Genomic DNA, 17,030 nt, shown 5'->3' on the forward strand with positions numbered 1-17,030 from the left:
GGGGACCGCGGTCCGCACGCAAGCACGAGGCACCGCGTCCAGGCAGCAGGAGCCACGACCGAGCCCCGGTCCCTCGGCCGTACGTGAACGCTCCCGCCGCCGTGCCCCGATCCCTCGTCGCCCCTCAGTCCGCCATCGGCAGATAGACCCGGTTCCCCGCCTCGGCGAACTCCTTGGACTTCTGGGCCATACCCGCCTCGATGTCGGCCCGGGAACCACCGTGCTCACGACGGATGTCCTGGGAGATCTTCATCGAGCAGAACTTCGGACCGCACATGGAGCAGAAGTGAGCCGTCTTGGCCGGCTCCGCCGGGAGGGTCTCGTCGTGGAACTCGCGGGCCGTATCGGGGTCGAGGGCCAGGTTGAACTGGTCCTCCCAGCGGAACTCGAAGCGAGCGTCCGACAACGCGTCGTCCCACTCCTGTGCGCCCGGGTGCCCCTTGGCGAGGTCCGCCGCGTGGGCCGCGATCTTGTAGGTGATGACGCCGGTCTTCACGTCGTCGCGATTGGGCAGTCCCAAGTGCTCCTTGGGCGTGACGTAGCAGAGCATCGCCGTGCCCCACCACGCGATCATCGCGGCGCCTATGCCCGAGGTGATGTGGTCGTACGCCGGTGCGACGTCCGTCGTCAGCGGGCCGAGCGTATAGAACGGAGCCTCATCGCAGATCTCCTGCTGCAGGTCGATGTTCTCCTTGATCTTGTGCATCGGGACATGGCCCGGGCCTTCGATCATGGTCTGTACGTGGAAACGCTTCGCCGTCCGGTTGAGTTCCCCGAGCGTGCGCAACTCCGCGAACTGGGCCTCGTCGTTGGCGTCGGCGATGGAACCGGGCCGCAGGCCGTCACCGAGGGAGTAGGTGACGTCGTAGGCGGCGAGGATCTCGCACAGTTCCTCGAAGTTCTCGTAGAGGAACGACTCCTTGTGGTGGGCGAGACACCAGGCCGCCATGATCGAACCACCGCGCGAGACGATGCCGGTCTTGCGGTTCGCGGTGAGCGGCACATACGCGAGGCGCACACCCGCGTGGACCGTCATGTAGTCCACGCCCTGTTCGGCCTGCTCGATGACGGTGTCCTTGTAGATCTCCCAGGTGAGCTCCTCGGCCTTGCCGTCGACCTTCTCCAGCGCCTGGTACAGCGGCACCGTGCCGATGGGGACGGGGGAGTTGCGCAGCACCCACTCGCGGGTGGTGTGGATGTTCCGGCCGGTGGACAGGTCCATGACCGTGTCGGCGCCCCAGCGGGTCGCCCAGGTCATCTTCTCGACCTCCTCCTCGATGGAGGAGGTGACCGCGGAGTTGCCGATGTTGGCGTTGACCTTCACCAGGAACCGCTTCCCGATGATCATCGGCTCGATCTCGGGGTGATTGACGTTAGCGGGCAGTACGGCCCGGCCTGCGGCGATCTCCTCGCGGACGACCTCCGGCGAGACGTTCTCCCGAACGGCCACGTACTCCATCTCGGGTGTGATCTCCCCGCGTCGTGCGTACGCGAGTTGGGTCACGGCCTGGCCGTCGCGGCTCCGGCGCGGCTGGCGCGGCCGCCCCGGGAACACCGCGTCGAGGTTGCGCAGCCCGCCGCGTGGCGAGGTGTGCTTGATCCCGTCGTCCTCGGGGCGGACGGGACGGCCCGCGTACTCCTCAGTGTCTCCCCTGGCGATGATCCAGTTCTCGCGCAGGGGGAGCAGTCCCCGCCTGACGTCGGTCTCCGCGGTCGGATCGGTGTACGGACCGGAGGTGTCGTACAGGGTGACGGACTGTCCGTTGGTGAGATGCACCTGGCGGACCGGCACCCGCAGATCGGGGCGTGAGCCCTCGATGTACGCCTTGTGCCAGCCGATGGACTTCCCGGCCTCCAGGGGCTGTTCACCCTGGCTGTTCTCACCCGGGGACGCGGCGGATGCCCCGTCCGTCTGGCTGGAGGCAGGCGTGCGTGTGTCCTCGATGGTCATGAGACCTACTCCCTACGCCGGCATTACCCGGTAACAGGTTCAGCGGTCGACGCAGCAATTTCCGCCCGACGATGTTCCACGTGAAACATCGCGTCTGCGGAGGTCAGCGCCCTCTCAGCCCGGTGCTCCGAGCTCCCGCGTGTGCAAAGGTGCCTCCACGCTAGCGGCAGATGTGGCGCGGTGAACAGTGGGCATCGCTCGTTCTTGCGATGATCGGTCGGTGACCACGACGCAGCAGCCCCCGCCTCCGCCCCACGAGCCGCCCCACGGCCATGGCCCTGGAAACGGCCATGGCCGTGGCTCCGACGGTGGCCATGGATACGGCTCCGGAGGCGGCCACGGCTCCGGCGGCGGCCCTGGCTCTGGAGGGGGACACGGCTCCGGCGGGGGACACGGCTCCGGCGGAGGGCACGACCAAGGCCCGTCCTCCGGTGGCGGCCACGGCCATTCGCACAGCCATGGCCACGGTCCCGCCGCGCCCGTGTCGCAGCACCTGCGCAAGGTCATCGCGGCGGTGCTGATCCCCTTCGCGACCGCGGTCGTCGTGGGTCTCGTCGTGCTCTGGCCCGGCGGCGCCCCGGCCCACGAACGCACCGGGGTGGGCTTCGACCGACAGACACAGCAGGCCACCGTCACCAAGGTCGAAGAGGTCAGCTGTTCGTCGGTGAACGCCTCGGGCGGGACCCCGACCGGCGACACGTCCACCGCCGAGGGCTCGTCGGCCCAGCAGCAGGCGAACGGCACCTGCAAGAAGGCCACGGTCCGGGTCGACACCGGTGACGACAAGGGCCGTACCTTCACCGAGATCGTCCAGCCCGACCAGTCACGGCAGTTGGAGCAGGGCCAGGAGGTCGTGGTCGCCTACGAACCCGCCGCGCCCAAGGATTTGCAGTACTCGGTGACCGATGTGAACCGGAAGTTCCCGATGGTGCTGCTCGCCGGGATCTTCGCACTCGCCGTGGTGGCCGTGGGCCGGATGCGCGGTCTCATGGCCCTGGTGGCGCTGGCCATCAGCTTCCTGGTGCTGACCCTCTTCATCCTGCCGGCCATCCTGCAGGGTTCGAACCCGCTGGTGGTGGCGGTGGTCGGGGCGAGCGCCATCATGCTCATCGCCCTCTACATGTGCCACGGGCTCTCGGCCCGGACCTCCGTGGCGGTGATCGGCACCCTGATCTCGCTGCTGTTGATCGGCCTGTTGGGTTCGGGTTTCATCGGCTCGGCCTACCTGACCGGCAACACGGACGACAACACCGGTCTGATCCATGGGCTGTACCCGACGATCGACATGAGCGGCCTGTTGCTCGCGGGCGTCATCATCGGCTCGCTCGGCGTGCTCGACGACGTGACGGTCACCCAGACGTCGGCGGTGTGGGAGCTGCACGAGGCCAATCCGATGATGGGCTGGCGGAACCTGTACCGCGCGGGCATCCGGATCGGCCGCGACCACATCGCATCGGTGGTCAACACTCTCGTTCTGGCCTATGCCGGTGCCGCGCTGCCGCTGCTCCTGCTCTTCTCGATCGCGCAGAGCAGTGTCGGCACGGTCGCCAACAGCGAGCTCGTCGCGGAGGAGATCGTGCGCACGCTCGTCGGCTCGATCGGCCTGGTCGCATCGGTGCCGGTGACCACCGCGCTGGCCGCCCTGGTCGTCTCCGCCGACCGTCCGAACAGCGCCGAAGCTGCGTCCGCCTCCGCTCCGGCCCGTGGTGGAAGGGGGCGCCGCCGCAAGCGCTGAAGCGTTACGTCACCCCGGCGCCGTAACGTTCAGCCCGCGCTCTGCTCCTCGGCCAGGATGCGGTCCAGCGCCTCGTCGAGCAGGGCGTCGAAGTCGGCGAGGGAACGCTCCTGCCCCAGCGGCACGATCTTGTCCGTGCGGTCCAGGAAGGCCACCAGCGGCGCCGTGCCGACCCGGAACATCGCCTGGTCGCTCCCCACCTGCAGGCGGATCAGGACCTCGCCGAACGTCTCCGGGTCGGCGGGCGCGATGTGGACGTCCCCGTCCCCGCACGGCCGCCCGACTCCGTCGATGAGCAACTCCCGCCCGAACGCCCAGGTCACCGGGGCATCTCCGGGCAGATGAAAGGTCAGCCGCACGGCGTAGGGATCACAGGTCTCGTAACGCAGCTCCACCGGAATACGGAAGGAGAGTTCTTCCGAGACGAGGAAGCTCATCATGACCTCTGCCTGTACCGACTCGCGCATCGCCTACCCCGCCGTGATCGTCGACTGGCCAGGAATCATCCGCCTGACACCCCTGGAAGTTTGCTGAAAGTACACGAGAGATCACAAGGAGTGATTTTTCAGATGCTGATAGAGATCGCGAGTGTCCCTAGCAGCTTCCCGATCTCCGTCTGCAACTGATGGGCCACCGGCATCAGTCGGGCCGCCTGGTGCGAGGGCAGCGAGATGGCGAGGGCCCCGGCAGTCGCCCCCACGGTGAGGGGAAGCGCGGCACAGACCGTCCCGAGGGCGTACTCCTGGTGCTCCACCACCGGTTCCATGCGCCCGAGGCGCCCGAGGCGCCGGAGGAGCGTCTCCTCGTCGCGAACCGTGTACGGGGTGAGGGACTGAGCCGGGTGGCGGTCCAGGTGGTCGAGGCGGGCCTCCTCGCTCAGTTGGGACAGCAGGCACTGTCCGACGGCGTGGGCGTGCGCCGTCTCGCGGAAGTCGGCCCATTCCTCGACGGCAGGGATGCTCGGGCTGTCGGCGACGCACATGACCTCGATCTCGCCGTCCCGGTAGGTGGCGAAGTAGACGGGGACGCCCAGGGTGTCGCGCCAGTGCGCCAGCGCCTCGCTCACCGTGCTGCGACGTTTCTGCTGCGCTCCGCTGCTGCTCAGCCTCTCCGCCGCCTCACCGAGGAAGAACAGGCCCTTCTCCCGGCGCAGATAACCCTCGTGCACCAGGGTGCGAAGCAGGTGGTAGGCCGTGGGCAGCGCGAGACCGGCGTCCCGTGCCAACTGTTTGGCGGGTGCTCCGTGTTCCCGCTCGGCGACGGCCTCCAGCAGCCGCATCGCCCTCTGCACGGATCCGATGAGGGTCCCGGAGTTCGCCTCCGGCACGGTCGGCGGCGCGGGAGAGGGGATGCGGCCCCCTCTCCCCGGCCCGTGACCGAGGGACCGCGCCGAGCGGACGAACCCCGTCGCCTGCGCCTGGTTCCGAAGCTGTGGTGCCGACGGCTGCGCCTCGGTCCCGGTCGGCGATGACGGTCCCCGCGCCGGCGCCGGGGCCGATCCCGCGCCCGCCGAACGCTGCGCCCGCTTCCCGGGCGCCGAAGGCTCGGGCCGCCGCACGTTCTCCTCACCCGGCGAGGTACGGGGCTGCACAGGAGGCGCCAGGGCAGTCGAGGGCGTCGCCCGCGGAGCTGCCGGAGGGCCATGCGTCTCCGGGGCCCGGGCACGTGGCGGCTCGGCAGCCGTCGCAGGCGTCGATCTGGGACCCGGCTGCGTGGGAGGCACCGTGTTCTGAGGCGACCGTGAGCGTGGCCGACCGGACGGGGAGAGCGGTTCTGCTGGTGCGGTGTCAGCCGTGGCCAAGGGTCGCTCCCGAAGCGCGAGGAGGGCCGCCCGTGCGGGGGACACGGGAGGAGATGCGCCGCCCGCGGGATTCGATCCCGCGGCGAGTTTCCGGACTCTAGCCGCCCGTCACCGCCCGCAGACGGCCCCGCCGGGAAACTTCCCCCTGGCGAGGGAACCTCACGTTCCTGTTACCGGTGCGCCCTGACCGGGCTCACCCACTCACGCCACAGCCGTTGCACGGCGCTGACGGCTCACCAGTCGCCGCGCGACGAGGATCCCGCCGTGAACTTCCTGACGACGTAGATCAGTCCGCCGACCAGCGCCACGAAGACCAGCACCTTGAAAAGCAGGCCCACCACGACTTGGACGACGCTGAGTATCAGCCCTCCGAACACCAGCAGGGCGATGACCGGCACCGCGATCCACTTCACCCACCACGGCATCCCCGCGAAGATCTCCCGCATCGGCCTTGCTCCCTGTGTCTCCACCCGTCGCCCGCCACCGGGACACTGATTCCGGGCCTACTGCTGTCCTGTCATCGATGCTAGGGCGGTGCGAGGGCGTTCCGGGGGCTTCGCAGCCCTTGTCCGTCCCTGATCGTCCCCCTAGGGAACGCCGAAGCGGACGTCAGCCCTCCGGCGGAGAGAACACCACCACGACCCTCAGGTCCTCGGTGATGTGGTGGAACTTGTGGGCGACCCCGGCCGGCACGTACACGACACTGCCGCGTGCCACCTGGGTCGTCTCCAGCCCCACCGTGAGCGAGGCACGGCCACTCACGACGAGGTACACCTCGTCCTGACTGTGCGGCCTCTGCGGATCGAGTTCACCGGCATCGAGTGCGTACAGGCCGACCGACATGTTCCGCTCGCGCAGGAACTGCAGATAGGCACCGTCGTTGGCGGCGCGCTCCGCCTCCAGCTCATCCAACCGGAATGCCTTCATCGACTTAGTCGCCCCTGCCCAGTCCTCGTACCGATCGCTTCTGCCACGATCAGACACATGATGAATTTCCTAGTCAAGACGATCGCCAACGCGGGCGCCCTGGCGGTCGCGGTGTGGCTGGTCGACAAGATCACGCTGACCGGGGACAGCACGGGCAAGAAGGTCGGCACGCTGCTGCTGGTCGCCCTCGTCTTCGGCCTGGTGAACGCGGTGGTCAAGCCGCTCGTGAGCCTGTTGACCCTCCCCCTGTTCATACTCACGCTCGGCCTGTTCACGCTGGTCGTGAACGCCCTGATGCTCCTGCTCACCTCCTGGCTGGCCGACGTCCTCGACCTGAGCTTCCACGTGGAGGGCTTCTGGACCGCCGTGCTCGGCGGCCTGATCATCTCGATCGTCTCGTGGGCGCTCTCCCTCGTCCTGCCCGACGGCGACTGAGGGTCCGCCATGACGTACCGAGTCTGCTTCGTCTGTACCGGCAACATCTGCCGTTCCCCGATGGCCGAGGCCGTCTTCCGCGCCCGTGTCGAAGAAGCGGGGCTCGGCGGGCTGGTGGAGGTCGACAGCGCGGGCACCGGGGGCTGGCACGAAGGCGACGCCGCCGACCCGCGCGCGGTCTCCGTCCTGGAGTCGAGCGGCTACGACGGCCTCCACACGGCCCGGCAGTTCCAGGTCTCGTGGTTCTCCCGCCTGGACCTCGTCATTGCCCTCGACAAGAGTCACCTCGAAGCCCTGCGTCGCCTCGCACCGACGGCGGCGGACGCGGACAAGGTCCGCCTCCTGCGCTCCTACGACCCCGCTGCCGGGGACGATCTCGACGTTCCGGACCCCTACTACGGGGGCATGGACGGATTCGAGGAGTGTCTGGAACTCGTGGAGGCCGCGAGCCCAGGTCTGCTGGCCGCCGTACAGGAGAAGGTGGAGGTAGGGGCCGCATGAGCACCGAGAAACCCGAATCGCGCCCGGGCGAGGGCACCCGCGCGGTGCGCGCCGGCCTGCCCGAGCCCGTCAAGCACGAGCCCACCCTCCCCGGACCGGTCTTCGCCGCCCACTACCACCTGCCGGGCGAGCCCACGGGCCCGTACGCCTACGGACGCGACCAGAACCCCACCTGGACGCTTCTGGAACGCGCCATCGGCGAACTGGAGGCCCCCGGGCAGGACGACGTCGAGACGGTCGCCTTCGCCTCCGGCATGGCCGCCATCTCGTCCGTCCTCTTCTCCCAGGTCCGCTCCGGGGACGTCATCGTCCTGCCGAGCGACGGCTACAACGTCCTGCCGCTGGCCGGTGAACAGCTGCGGTCGTACGGCGTCGAGGTGCGAAGCGCGCCGACGGGCGGCGACGCCCAGCTCGACGCCTTGGAGGGCGCCAGGCTGCTGTGGATCGAGACACCGTCGAACCCGGGGCTGGATGTGTGCGACGTGCGCCGGCTCAGCGAAGCGGCACGCGCGCGAGGGTGTCTCGTGGCCGTCGACAACACACTGGCGACACCGCTCGGACAGCGCCCGCTGGATCTCGGCGCCGACTTCGCCGTGGCCAGCGGAACGAAGCAGTTGACCGGCCACGGGGACGTCCTGCTCGGGTACGTCGCCGGACGCGACCCTGCGCTGATGGCCGGTGTGAGGCGATGGCGCAAGATCGTCGGAGCGATCCCGGGGCCGATGGAGGCCTGGCTCGCGCACCGCTCGCTCGCCACGCTCCAACTGCGTGCCGAACGGCAGAACGTCAACGCCCTGTCGGTGGCCGAGGCGCTCAAGGGCCGCCCCGAGGTCACCGGGGTGCGCTATCCGGGGCTGCCCGACGATCCCTCGTACAAGATCGCCTCGCAGCAGATGCGGCGCTACGGCTGTGTGGTGTCGTTCGAGTTGCCCACGCGCGCGCGTGCCGACCGTTTCCTCGACGCGCTGCGCCTCGTGGACGATGCCACGAGCTTCGGCGGGGTGCGCTCCACCGCCGAGCGACGCGGCCGTTGGGGAGGTGACGCGGTTCCGGAGGGTTTCATCCGGTTCTCGGCCGGCGCGGAGGACACGGACGATCTCGTGGCGGACGTGCTGCGCGCGCTCGCTGTTGCTACCGACTAGTACCGCGCTACGTACAACGGACGGTCCGAGCCTCCCCCCTCGTGGCTCGGACCGTCCCCGGTTCCGCGCGCGAAGAACCGCGCGACCAAGGCTAGTTGACTCTGTGTCAGTGTCCAATCACAGTAGCGACAGAAACCTATCGACTTACTTATAGTTGGGCGCTCCGGAGGCGGCGTGGGGAGGCGACCATGGATCTGGCCTTACTGCGGACGTTCGTGACCGTGCACCGGGCCGGTTCCTTCACTCGTGCCGCCGCCCTGCTCGGACTTTCGCAGCCGGCCGTCACCTCCCAGATACGCACGCTGGAGCGCCAGTTGGGCCGCCCGCTCTTCCTGCGCAGGGCCCGGGGGGTGACACCGACGACCATCGGCGACGAGCTCGCCCACAAGGCGGCACCTCATCTCGACGCGCTGGTCGAGATCGCCGAGACCGGCCTCGACGACGACTCGTCCTTACGGACCCTCCATCTCGCCGGCCCTCCGGAGTTCACCGCCGAGCGGGCCCTGCCCGCGCTCACCGAGCTGAAGGGCGACGACGGCCAGGGCTTCGCGCTGAGAGTCTCCTTCGGAAACTCGGACGAGGCGCTGGAAGGTCTCGCCGCCGGACACCACGACCTGGCCATCACGACCGCCCAGCCACGTGGCGCCCTGCTCACCGCGGCACCCCTCTGCGACGAGGAGCACGTCCTGGTCGCCGCCCCGTACTGGGCGGACGTGATCGGTCCGGGCCGGCCAGGGCGCAAGGGGGCGCACGCGCTGGAGGAGCTTCCCCTCGTCGAGGTACACGAGTCACTGCCCTTCATCGCCCGCTACTGGGCCTCGGTCTTCGACGCCCGGCCCGCCGCCTCCGGGACCGTCGTCGTCCCGGACCTGCGCGCGGTCATAGGCTGTGCGGTCTCGGGCGCCGGACTGGCCGTGGTCCCCCGCTACCTGTGCGCTTCCGCGCTGGAGCGCGGTGACCTCGTCACGCTCCTGGAACCCGCCGTGCCCCCGTTGCGGACCTATTTCCTGGTGGTCCGTACCGGCACCCTGGCCATGCCGCACATCGCGCGGGCCCACGAGTGGCTGCTGGAGACCGCGGCGAACTGGTCCTGAGACCGCCTTGCAACCCCGGGGCGGAGGGGAGTGCCGATCGCGGACCGGCCGTGAGCGCCGGGGTGCCCCTCTTCCTCGCTCCGGCGATGTTTCACGTGGAACATGCGGGGCCACATTTCTCCCATGACCGTACGACCCGTGGTCAAGCGCACCGCCCGCGCCGTGCTGCTCGACGGCGACGACCTGATCCTGATCAAGCGGACCAAGCCGGGCATGGATCCGTACTGGCTCACGCCGGGCGGCGGTGTCGAGCCGGAGGACACCACGGTCGTCGACGCGCTCCACCGCGAAGTGCACGAGGAACTCGGCGCCAAGATCACCGACGTCGTGCCCTGTTTCGTGGACACCGTCGAACACATCGGTGAGGACGGCGGCGCCACCGGGGTGAAGGTCCAACACTTCTTCGTCTGTCGCCTGGAGTCCATGGACCCCTCCAAGCGACATGGCCCCGAGGTGGACGAGCCACTCGGGGAGTACGAGATCGTGCGCATCCCCTTCACCCGGGTCGGCATCGCCTCCGTACACCTCGTCCCGTTGTCCCTGCGGCACTACCTGGACGGGAACATCGAGGGCGTGCGGGCGATGCACGCGCCCGACCTCGGCTGAGTGCCCGCGGACGGCCGCCGGAGACCAGCCGCTCGCTCGGTCTCGGCCGTCAGCCGCTCCGCTTGTCCCGGGTGTCAGTCCCCGGCCGCCACCAGTTCTTCCACCGAGTCGTGGTGTATGCGCTCGGCGGAGATACCGGCGGCCTTCAAGGCGTCCACACCGCTGCGGATCATGCCGGGCGGTCCGGAGAGGTAGGCGTCGTACCCGTTCCAGGGCCCATGGTCCCGTATGGCGTCGGGCAGCTGCAGCAGTCCGTGCTTGTCCACCACCGGGCGGACCTCGAGCCACGAGTTGCTCTGCTGTAGCCGTAGCAGCGTGTCCAGGTCATAGAGGTCCTGGCCCGTGCGGGCACCGTAGAAGACCTCGACGGGGCGGTGCCGCCCATGTTCGGCCACGTCCTCCACGATGGCCTTGATCGGCGCTATCCCGGTGCCACCGCCCAGACAGAGCAGGCCGCTGTCGCTGCTGTGATCGACGGTCATACCGCCGGCCGGCGGACCCAGGCGCAGCACGTCACCGGGCCGGGCCCGGTGCACCAGCGAGTTGGAGACCCAGCCCGCGGAGATGGCCTTCACATGGAACGACAGCAACCCGTCCGAGCGGGGCGCCGAGGCGAAGGAGTAGTGCCGCCAGATCCGCGGCCACCAGGGAGTCTCCAGGCTCGTGTACTGCCCGGCGAGAAAGGGGTACGGCTGGTTGGGGCGGACGGTGAGGACCGCCGTGTCCGCCGTTCTCAGATCGTGCGAGACGACCTCAGCGAGCCACCAGGGCGGGGAACGCAACTCGTCCGCGGCCGCCGCGTCGATCATCACCTGGGAGATCGTCGTGTACGTCCTGACCCAGGCGGCCTCGGTCTCCTCGTTCCAGCTCCCCTTGGCGTACCGGCTCAGCGCACCGATCAGACACTCGCCGACCGCCGGGTAGTGGTCGGCCTGGGTCCCGTATTTGCGATGTCCGCGGCCGAGGTTCTGCAGGTAGTCGACGAGGACGGGAGTGTTGTCGATGTGCTCGGCAGCGGTCAGCAGTGCCTTGAGCAAGCGGTCGCGCTGGGCGTCCATGGCCGGGGGGAACATCGACCGCAGTTCGGGGTGCTGGACGAAGAGCAGCGCGTAGAAGTACGAGGTGACCTTGTCGGCGACAGGGCCGACCTCGGCCATGGTCCGCCGGATGAGAACGGCGTCGGGGGAGGGGGGCGCCGCCTGTCCGGCGGGCTCGTCCGGCACACGCGGGTCGAAGACGGAGTGCTCGGGGCCGTGGTCCAGGGCGGGCGGAGGGCTGAGGGGGGCGCTGGGAGGAAGGTCCACGCCGCTCTGTATTCGCTCCCGCGCCGCGCCTTCCCGGTGCTGCCGCACGCCGGTCGGCGGCTCCTGGGAGCGGCCCACGGGCCGCAGGCCTGCGAGGCGGTTGCCGTCTGATTCCTGGTCCCCGCCAGGGAGCGGCGGCGATGTGCGAGGCGTGAACCAACCGCCTCCGTCAGCGTCCCCCGAAGTACCGTTGCCGGCCGACGTGGTGGTCGGAGCGTCCATGGTCTGCCTCGCCTCGAGCATCTTTCGGTCGATCTGCGTACGTCCTCCAGCCGGAAGTCGCACGTTTCCCCCGCGGACGGCCTTGCATTCCCCGTTCGTTCCCCGTCGACCAATGCGGCCACATTCAACCCGGAACCCCGCTCCGTACGGACAAGTAGATGGGGATGTGACGTGCGCCGCAGCACCCACGGCAGCGTTCCACAGCGTGCGAACACCCCCGCCTCGTAGCGGCAAACGCAGGTTCTCGATCTCCCTGTCCGGTTAGGCTGCATTGAGCTGCGTTCGCACCCGCGCCATGAGACAACTGCATCTCGCTTCGGACACGAACCGGACTCGACCCTACCGGCAGGGCCGTCACACACAAGTCCCCCCTGGCAGCACCGGGAATACAACTGGTGCGAATCAGCAATTCCTTCAATTACCGGGCGCGCCATACTCATTCATAGGCATCCCACAGATCCCACCGCCGAGTGCATACGCAGCCACGCCTGTGCGCGTATGCCCGCAGACGGACGTTTCACGTGAAACATCCGCCCCCACGCTGTTTGGTTGTGCACGAGATGGCCAGAACAGCGCACGTCGGCAGCAAACCAGTGGACGCAGGGGGCGTGGGTCGGACAGCCTGACCTGCGTGCCGACACCTTCCCCAAGCGTTCTGCCCATCCGCCGTCTGACGCCTCGCGATCTCAACGCCTGCGCCGACCTGTCCGAGGACCGGGGCTGGCCTCGCGAGGAGCACAAGTGGGGGCTCCTGCTGTCGGCCGGCACCGGATACGGCATCGATGACCCTGAGGGCGGGCTGATCACCGCCTGCGTGGTCACCGAGTACGGCCCGGTGGGCCGCCCGGCTCTGGGAGCGATCGGGATGGTCCTGGTCGCCGAGCGGTATTCCCGCCAGGGCATCGGCCGTCGCCTGATGCGCCATGTCCTCGCGGAGATGGGTACGACACCGCTGACGCTGCACGCCACTCCGAACGGACGCCCGCTCTACGAGGAGCTCGGCTTCAAGGTCACCGGACGGGCCGAAATGGTGTGTGGGCACTTCACGGCAGGCGGACTGGCCCCTGCGGTCTCCACCCGTCCGGCCACGGCCGAGGATCTCACCACGATCCTTCGGCTCGACGAAGAGGTCTTCGGCACGGACCGCACCCACATCCTCACCCGGCTCCCCGCGTTCACCGACCAACTGCGCGTCGCGGAGGAGAACGGCAAGATCATCGGATACGCGGCCGCCTGGCCCAATCTCGACAACCAGGTCGTCGGTCCGCTGATCGCCCGTGACACCGAGGTGGCGAAGGCGCTCATCACTTCCCTCGCCGCCCATACGGATATGCAGTTGCGCACCGACATCGACGTGCGCCACGAGGAACTGCTGACCTGGGTGAAGGACCGCGGTCTGGCGTCGATCGCCTTCAACTCCGTGATGACGTACGGGATCTCCGAGCTGCCGGGTGACTGGGCACGGCGCTATGCGCCACTGACCGTGGCAGCGGGCTGAGGCTGGCACTCCGCGTCCCGCCGACCGTCAGTGGTGGGCAGGTTCCGACCGGGCGTCCGCTCCCGTAGATCGCGCGACACCCGTGCCGACGGCGCTCTCCCCGCGCTCCAGCGCAGCCGCGACGAAAGCCAGCACGAGTGCGCTCACGGCGAGAGCGGCACCGACCCAGTTGGGTGCCGTGTAGCCGAGGCCCGCGTCGATGACGAGGCCGCCGAGCCAGGCGGCGAGCGCGTTGCCGAGGTTGAAGGCACCTATGTTCACGGCCGAGGCCAGGGTGGGTGCGCCGTGCGCCTGGTCGAGAACCCTCTTCTGCAGCGGCGGCACGGTCGCGAAGCCGAGTGCGCCCACCAGCGTGAGGGTGACAGCAGCCGTGATCTTGTCGTGAGCGGTGAAGGCGAACAGGGCGAGGACGACAGCCAGGGCGCCCAGCGACACGTACAGCATGGGCATGAGCGCGCGGTCCGCGTATTTGCCGCCCACCAGGTTGCCGGCGACCATTCCGAGGCCGAAGAGGACGAGGAGCCAGGTGACGGAGGAGTCGGCGAAGCCGGCGACCCGCGTCATCATGGGCGCGACGTAGGTGACTGCCGCGAAGACCCCTCCGAAGCCCAGCACCGTCATCGCCATGGCCAGCAGCACCTGGATGTTCTTGAACGCCGCCAGCTCGTGCCTGAGGCGGACCTCTTCCGGCCTGGGCATCTCGGGAACCAGCCGGACGATGCCCAGCAGCCCGACGACGCCCAGCGCCGTGACCGCAGCGAAAGTGACCCGCCAGCCGACGGACTGTCCGATCAGCGTGCCCAGGGGAACACCGACGACGTTGGCGACGGTCAGGCCGCTGAACATCATCGCGAGAGCACCGGCCTTCCGGTCCGGGGCGACGAGGTCGGCCGCGACCACCGAGCCGATACCGAAGAAGGCCCCGTGCGCCAGAGAGGCGACCACACGCCCGAGGAGCATGACGGAGTAGGCGGGGGCGAGCGTGGAGAGCAGATTGCCCAGGATGAACAGGACCATCAGCAGCATGAGCATGCGCTTGCGGGACACCCGCGTGCCCAGGGCGGTCATGATCGGCGCCCCGAGCACGACACCGAGTGCGTAGCCGGTCACGAGGAACCCCGCGGCCGGGATGGAGACATCGAAATCGTCGGCGACCTCGGGCAGGACTCCCATGATCACGAACTCGGTCGTACCGATACCGAAGGCCCCGATCGCAAGAGCCAGAAGCGCGAGAGGCATGAGGGCGGACACCTTCCAAAAGACTGCATGAGCGCTTTACCAGCGTACACAATAGTTGCATACGCGCTCTATCTTCGCCTGCTGGCACTTGCGGGACTGGCCTATCCTGGGGAGGACGGTCCGGGACGGAGGGACGATCGATGACAGCCACAGATCCGGCGCTCACCGCCCTCGCCCAGGGCTGGTGCGCTCTCTCCCTGTTGCACGGGAGGATCGAGGCGCACATCGAGCGCGCGCTTCAGGCCGGGCACGACCTGAGTGTGCGTGAGTACTCGCTGCTCGATGTGCTCAGTCGCCAGCACGACGGTGAGGGCGGGCACCTGCAGATGAAGCAGGTCGCCGACGCGGTCGTCCTCAGCCAGAGCGCGACCACCCGTCTGGTCACTCGGCTCGAGGATCGCGGACTGCTCTCGCGCTATCTGTGCCCGACCGACCGTCGGGGTATCTACACCGATGTCTCCGAGGCGGGTCTGCGACTCCTCTCGGCAGCACGCCCCACCAATGACGCGGCTCTGCGCGAGGCTCTGGACGCGGCCGCCGAGAACCCCGAACTGGCCCCCCTCGTCCGCGTGGTGGAGTCGCTGAACGTGTCCGCGTAGGGTGCGGGCATGGGAGATCTGGACATTCGCCCGGCGACCGAGGCCGACGTCCCGGAGATCGTCGCGATGCTGGCCGACGATCCCTTGGGCGCCCAGCGCGAGTCACCGGACGACCTGGCCCCCTACCTCACCGCCCTGGGGCGCCTCATTGATGACCCCCACCAACACGTGGTGGTCGCCGTTCGTCAGGGCCGTGTCGTCGGCACACTCCAACTGACGATCGTGCCAGGGCTCTCCAGACGCGGCTCCACCCGCGCGATCATCGAAGGCGTACGGGTGCACGCCGACGAGCGCGGCACCGGACTCGGTACACAGCTCATCGAATGGGCGATCGACTCATCACGAGCTGAGGGCTGTCAGTTGGTGCAGCTGACGTCCGATGTCACGCGGACCGAAGCCCACCGCTTCTACGAGCGGCTCGGATTCCAGGCCACCCACGTGGGTTTCAAGCTGCCGCTCTGAGACGGCGCCGGTGAGGGGGCTGTCGGATCGTGTTTCACGTGAAACATCACGAGACGAGCCCCTCACAGCCGCCGATACGGGCTATGCGATCCCCCGCCACCCCTCGGGATCCACTCCGCCGGGCACCGGAGCCCCCTCGTCGTACGGCTGACGCGTGAACACGAACGATCCGAGGTCCAGGTGGCTCACGGCCCCGTCGGGCCCTCGTACGGCCCGCAGGAGCTCTCCGGCGAAGTACCCGTTGAGCCCCGTCCAGCTGCCGTCGTCGTTCCGTCGGAAACGAGCACCGCGCAGGGTCGCCGCGAGCGGCTCCAGCGAAAGACCTCCCCCGGCGGTGAGCCGCAACACGAAGCTGTACGTCCCCCAGTACCAAGGTCCGACCAACTCCAGGACCGATCGGTCCACTTCGGTCAGCGGCCGCCATGGCTCGGGCATCCGCGGCTCGGCCTCCGCCACGATGCGTACGAGGTCAGCGGCCACCTCCGACACCACCGGCCCGGAGGTGCAGTTGGTCAGCACCACGGCTGCCACATCGTCCTCGACACTGATGGTCAGCTGGGCGAGGAAACCCGGCACCGAGCCCCCGTGACCGACGAGAAACCGGCCGTCACGGTGCTGCAACTGCATCCCGAGCCCGTACGCCGCTCCGGCCGCCACATCGGCGGCCTCCGCCGGCGCGGCCGGCGTCCGCATCTCCAGGACCGACTCCGCGCTCAGCACCCGCTCGTCCCCCTTGGCCAGGAAGGCCGCGAAGCGCGCCAAGTCACCTGACGTGGACCAGAGTTGCCCGGCGGGCCCCATACGGCCCAGGTCCTCGACCTGCTCAGGCAGCATCACGTCCGCCCAGGGGTGCACGGCCCAGCCACCGGCGTGCGGCGCCTCCGGGTGCCAGGTCGTGCGGCGCAGGCCGAGGGGTTCGAGCACCTCGCGTCGCAGGACCTCTTCCCAGGGAGCACCTCTCAGCTCCTCGACGAGCGCACCGAGCAGCGTGAACCCGGGGTTGGAGTAGTGGAAGCGACGGCCCACGGGATGGCGATGGGGCTGCTCCCCGAGAACGTCGGCGAGCTCGGGGCGCAAGGACCCCGAGGTCCGCTCCCACCAGGGCGAAGGGGACTCCGCCGCCAGCCCCCCTGTGTGCGCGAGCAGTTCGGCGATGGTCGCCTCCCCCGCGCCTGTCCCCGGCAGGTACTTCTCCAGCGGGTCGCCGAGGTCCAGCACGCCCTCGTCACGCAGCCGCATGACCAGAACGGCGGTGAAGGTCTTGGTGATCGAACCGATCCGGTACTGCACGTTCACGTCCGGCCCGTGCCCGGCCACCGAGGTCCGCGCCCCGTTCCACACCATCTCCCCGCCCCGGACCACCGCGGCGACCAGAGACGGAGCCCGCCCCTCGGTCTGGGCGACGGCGATGCGGTGCAACAGTGCCCGGCGTGTGGCGGCGAGCAGCTCTTCGTGAGGTGTTGTCATGCGCTCAGTCCACCGGGCCCGGCACCGGGAGTCGAGCGCATTTCGCC

The 17,030-nt window shown here is 69.0% G+C and carries 17 protein-coding genes and 1 riboswitch; of the genes, 9 read left to right on the top strand and 8 right to left on the bottom strand.

Annotated features, from left to right (window positions below; all coding sequences use genetic code 11):
- Positions 1-124: 124 nt before the first annotated feature.
- Positions 125-1,951 (bottom strand): phosphomethylpyrimidine synthase ThiC, encoded by a 1,827-nt coding sequence (thiC, locus tag GWK25_RS41765; RefSeq protein ID WP_251829275.1) that lies wholly within the window; start codon positions 1,949-1,951, stop codon positions 125-127.
- Positions 1,944-2,100: riboswitch (TPP riboswitch) on the bottom strand. Its footprint overlaps the gene before it by 8 nt.
- A 71-nt stretch (positions 2,101-2,171) precedes the next feature.
- Here thiC and GWK25_RS41770 point away from each other — a divergent pair.
- The gene (locus GWK25_RS41770; protein ID WP_215456886.1) at positions 2,172-3,686 is read left to right on the top strand and encodes a YibE/F family protein; all 1,515 of its coding nucleotides are present in this window, start codon (positions 2,172-2,174) and stop codon (positions 3,684-3,686) included.
- A gap of 29 nt (positions 3,687-3,715) precedes the next feature.
- Here GWK25_RS41770 and GWK25_RS41775 read toward each other — a convergent pair whose 3' ends face one another.
- The 4 genes from GWK25_RS41775 to GWK25_RS41790 all read right to left on the bottom strand — a co-directional run bounded on the left by GWK25_RS41775 (position 3,716) and on the right by GWK25_RS41790 (position 6,414).
- Complete coding sequence (locus GWK25_RS41775) at positions 3,716-4,153, bottom strand: SsgA family sporulation/cell division regulator (RefSeq protein ID WP_215456888.1); 438 nt, start codon at positions 4,151-4,153, stop codon at positions 3,716-3,718.
- Positions 4,154-4,251: 98 nt separating this feature from the next.
- Entirely contained in the window at positions 4,252-4,977 is a 726-nt protein-coding gene (locus tag GWK25_RS41780; RefSeq protein WP_215456890.1) for an IclR family transcriptional regulator, read from the bottom strand.
- A gap of 743 nt (positions 4,978-5,720) precedes the next feature.
- Positions 5,721-5,933, bottom strand: coding sequence for a DUF5326 family protein (locus tag GWK25_RS41785; protein WP_215456892.1), 213 nt, complete (start codon positions 5,931-5,933; stop codon positions 5,721-5,723).
- Positions 5,934-6,096: 163 nt separating this feature from the next.
- Positions 6,097-6,414 (bottom strand): cupin domain-containing protein, encoded by a 318-nt coding sequence (locus GWK25_RS41790; protein WP_033530837.1) that lies wholly within the window; start codon positions 6,412-6,414, stop codon positions 6,097-6,099.
- Between the two features lie 57 nt (positions 6,415-6,471).
- Here GWK25_RS41790 and GWK25_RS41795 point away from each other — a divergent pair, with 57 nt between their 5' ends.
- From GWK25_RS41795 to GWK25_RS41815, 5 genes are all read left to right on the top strand, one after another.
- The gene (locus tag GWK25_RS41795; protein WP_215456894.1) at positions 6,472-6,849 is read left to right on the top strand and encodes a phage holin family protein; all 378 of its coding nucleotides are present in this window, start codon (positions 6,472-6,474) and stop codon (positions 6,847-6,849) included.
- A 9-nt stretch (positions 6,850-6,858) separates the two neighbouring features.
- Entirely contained in the window at positions 6,859-7,350 is a 492-nt protein-coding gene (locus GWK25_RS41800; protein ID WP_215456896.1) for a low molecular weight protein-tyrosine-phosphatase, read from the top strand.
- The gene (locus tag GWK25_RS41805) at positions 7,347-8,492 is read left to right on the top strand and encodes a cystathionine gamma-lyase (protein ID WP_215456898.1); all 1,146 of its coding nucleotides are present in this window, start codon (positions 7,347-7,349) and stop codon (positions 8,490-8,492) included. The genes GWK25_RS41800 and GWK25_RS41805 overlap by 4 nt, the downstream gene beginning before the upstream one ends.
- 188 nt (positions 8,493-8,680) lie before the next feature.
- Entirely contained in the window at positions 8,681-9,586 is a 906-nt protein-coding gene (locus GWK25_RS41810) for a LysR family transcriptional regulator (RefSeq protein WP_215456901.1), read from the top strand.
- A gap of 123 nt (positions 9,587-9,709) precedes the next feature.
- On the top strand, positions 9,710-10,192 hold the full coding sequence (locus GWK25_RS41815) for an NUDIX domain-containing protein (protein ID WP_033530680.1): 483 nt from the start codon (positions 9,710-9,712) through the stop codon (positions 10,190-10,192).
- Between the two features lie 74 nt (positions 10,193-10,266).
- Here the strand turns inward: GWK25_RS41815 and GWK25_RS41820 are convergent, their stop codons facing one another.
- A complete protein-coding gene (locus GWK25_RS41820; protein ID WP_374200678.1) occupies positions 10,267-11,718 on the bottom strand; it encodes a globin domain-containing protein in 1,452 nt (483 codons plus the stop codon).
- 631 nt (positions 11,719-12,349) lie between these two features.
- On the opposite strand from GWK25_RS41820, the gene GWK25_RS41825 reads away from it, so the two are divergent.
- A complete protein-coding gene (locus GWK25_RS41825; RefSeq protein ID WP_215456906.1) occupies positions 12,350-13,216 on the top strand; it encodes a GNAT family N-acetyltransferase in 867 nt (288 codons plus the stop codon).
- Positions 13,217-13,243: 27 nt separating this feature from the next.
- Here the strand turns inward: GWK25_RS41825 and GWK25_RS41830 are convergent, their stop codons facing one another.
- On the bottom strand, positions 13,244-14,455 hold the full coding sequence (locus GWK25_RS41830) for an MFS transporter (protein WP_215456908.1): 1,212 nt from the start codon (positions 14,453-14,455) through the stop codon (positions 13,244-13,246).
- A gap of 140 nt (positions 14,456-14,595) precedes the next feature.
- Between GWK25_RS41830 and GWK25_RS41835 the strand changes: the two genes are divergently transcribed.
- Together GWK25_RS41835 and GWK25_RS41840 are read left to right on the top strand one after the other, a co-directional pair.
- Positions 14,596-15,054, top strand: a complete 459-nt coding sequence (locus GWK25_RS41835; protein ID WP_215456910.1) for a MarR family winged helix-turn-helix transcriptional regulator — start codon at positions 14,596-14,598, stop codon at positions 15,052-15,054.
- 9 nt (positions 15,055-15,063) lie between these two features.
- Complete coding sequence (locus GWK25_RS41840) at positions 15,064-15,516, top strand: GNAT family N-acetyltransferase (protein ID WP_215456912.1); 453 nt, start codon at positions 15,064-15,066, stop codon at positions 15,514-15,516.
- Positions 15,517-15,597: 81 nt separating this feature from the next.
- Here GWK25_RS41840 and GWK25_RS41845 read toward each other — a convergent pair whose 3' ends face one another.
- Positions 15,598-16,983 carry a serine hydrolase gene (locus tag GWK25_RS41845; protein WP_215456914.1) on the bottom strand — a complete coding sequence of 462 codons (1,386 nt, stop codon included), beginning with the start codon at positions 16,981-16,983 and terminating at the stop codon, positions 15,598-15,600.
- Between the last annotated feature and the right edge of the window lie 47 nt (positions 16,984-17,030).

The organism is Streptomyces sp. ATCC 21386, assembly GCF_018728545.1.
Classification (GTDB): domain Bacteria; phylum Actinomycetota; class Actinomycetes; order Streptomycetales; family Streptomycetaceae; genus Streptomyces.

Excerpts from the sequence above, each read along its gene's own strand:
- GWK25_RS41800 (WP_215456896.1), top strand. The coding sequence starts at position 6,859 with ATGACGTACCGAGTCTGCTTCGTCTGTACCGGCAACATCTGCCGTTCC.
- GWK25_RS41835 (WP_215456910.1), top strand. The coding sequence starts at position 14,596 with ATGACAGCCACAGATCCGGCGCTCACCGCCCTCGCCCAGGGCTGGTGC.
- GWK25_RS41810 (WP_215456901.1), top strand. The coding sequence starts at position 8,681 with ATGGATCTGGCCTTACTGCGGACGTTCGTGACCGTGCACCGGGCCGGT.
- GWK25_RS41815 (WP_033530680.1), top strand. The coding sequence starts at position 9,710 with ATGACCGTACGACCCGTGGTCAAGCGCACCGCCCGCGCCGTGCTGCTC.
- GWK25_RS41775 (WP_215456888.1), bottom strand. The coding sequence starts at position 4,153 with ATGCGCGAGTCGGTACAGGCAGAGGTCATGATGAGCTTCCTCGTCTCG.
- GWK25_RS41785 (WP_215456892.1), bottom strand. The coding sequence starts at position 5,933 with ATGCGGGAGATCTTCGCGGGGATGCCGTGGTGGGTGAAGTGGATCGCG.
- GWK25_RS41805 (WP_215456898.1), top strand. The coding sequence starts at position 7,347 with ATGAGCACCGAGAAACCCGAATCGCGCCCGGGCGAGGGCACCCGCGCG.
- GWK25_RS41790 (WP_033530837.1), bottom strand. The coding sequence starts at position 6,414 with ATGAAGGCATTCCGGTTGGATGAGCTGGAGGCGGAGCGCGCCGCCAAC.
- GWK25_RS41830 (WP_215456908.1), bottom strand. The coding sequence starts at position 14,455 with ATGCCTCTCGCGCTTCTGGCTCTTGCGATCGGGGCCTTCGGTATCGGT.
- thiC (WP_251829275.1), bottom strand. The coding sequence starts at position 1,951 with ATGACCATCGAGGACACACGCACGCCTGCCTCCAGCCAGACGGACGGG.
- GWK25_RS41795 (WP_215456894.1), top strand. The coding sequence starts at position 6,472 with ATGATGAATTTCCTAGTCAAGACGATCGCCAACGCGGGCGCCCTGGCG.
- GWK25_RS41845 (WP_215456914.1), bottom strand. The coding sequence starts at position 16,983 with ATGACAACACCTCACGAAGAGCTGCTCGCCGCCACACGCCGGGCACTG.
- GWK25_RS41820 (WP_374200678.1), bottom strand. The coding sequence starts at position 11,718 with ATGGACGCTCCGACCACCACGTCGGCCGGCAACGGTACTTCGGGGGAC.
- GWK25_RS41840 (WP_215456912.1), top strand. The coding sequence starts at position 15,064 with ATGGGAGATCTGGACATTCGCCCGGCGACCGAGGCCGACGTCCCGGAG.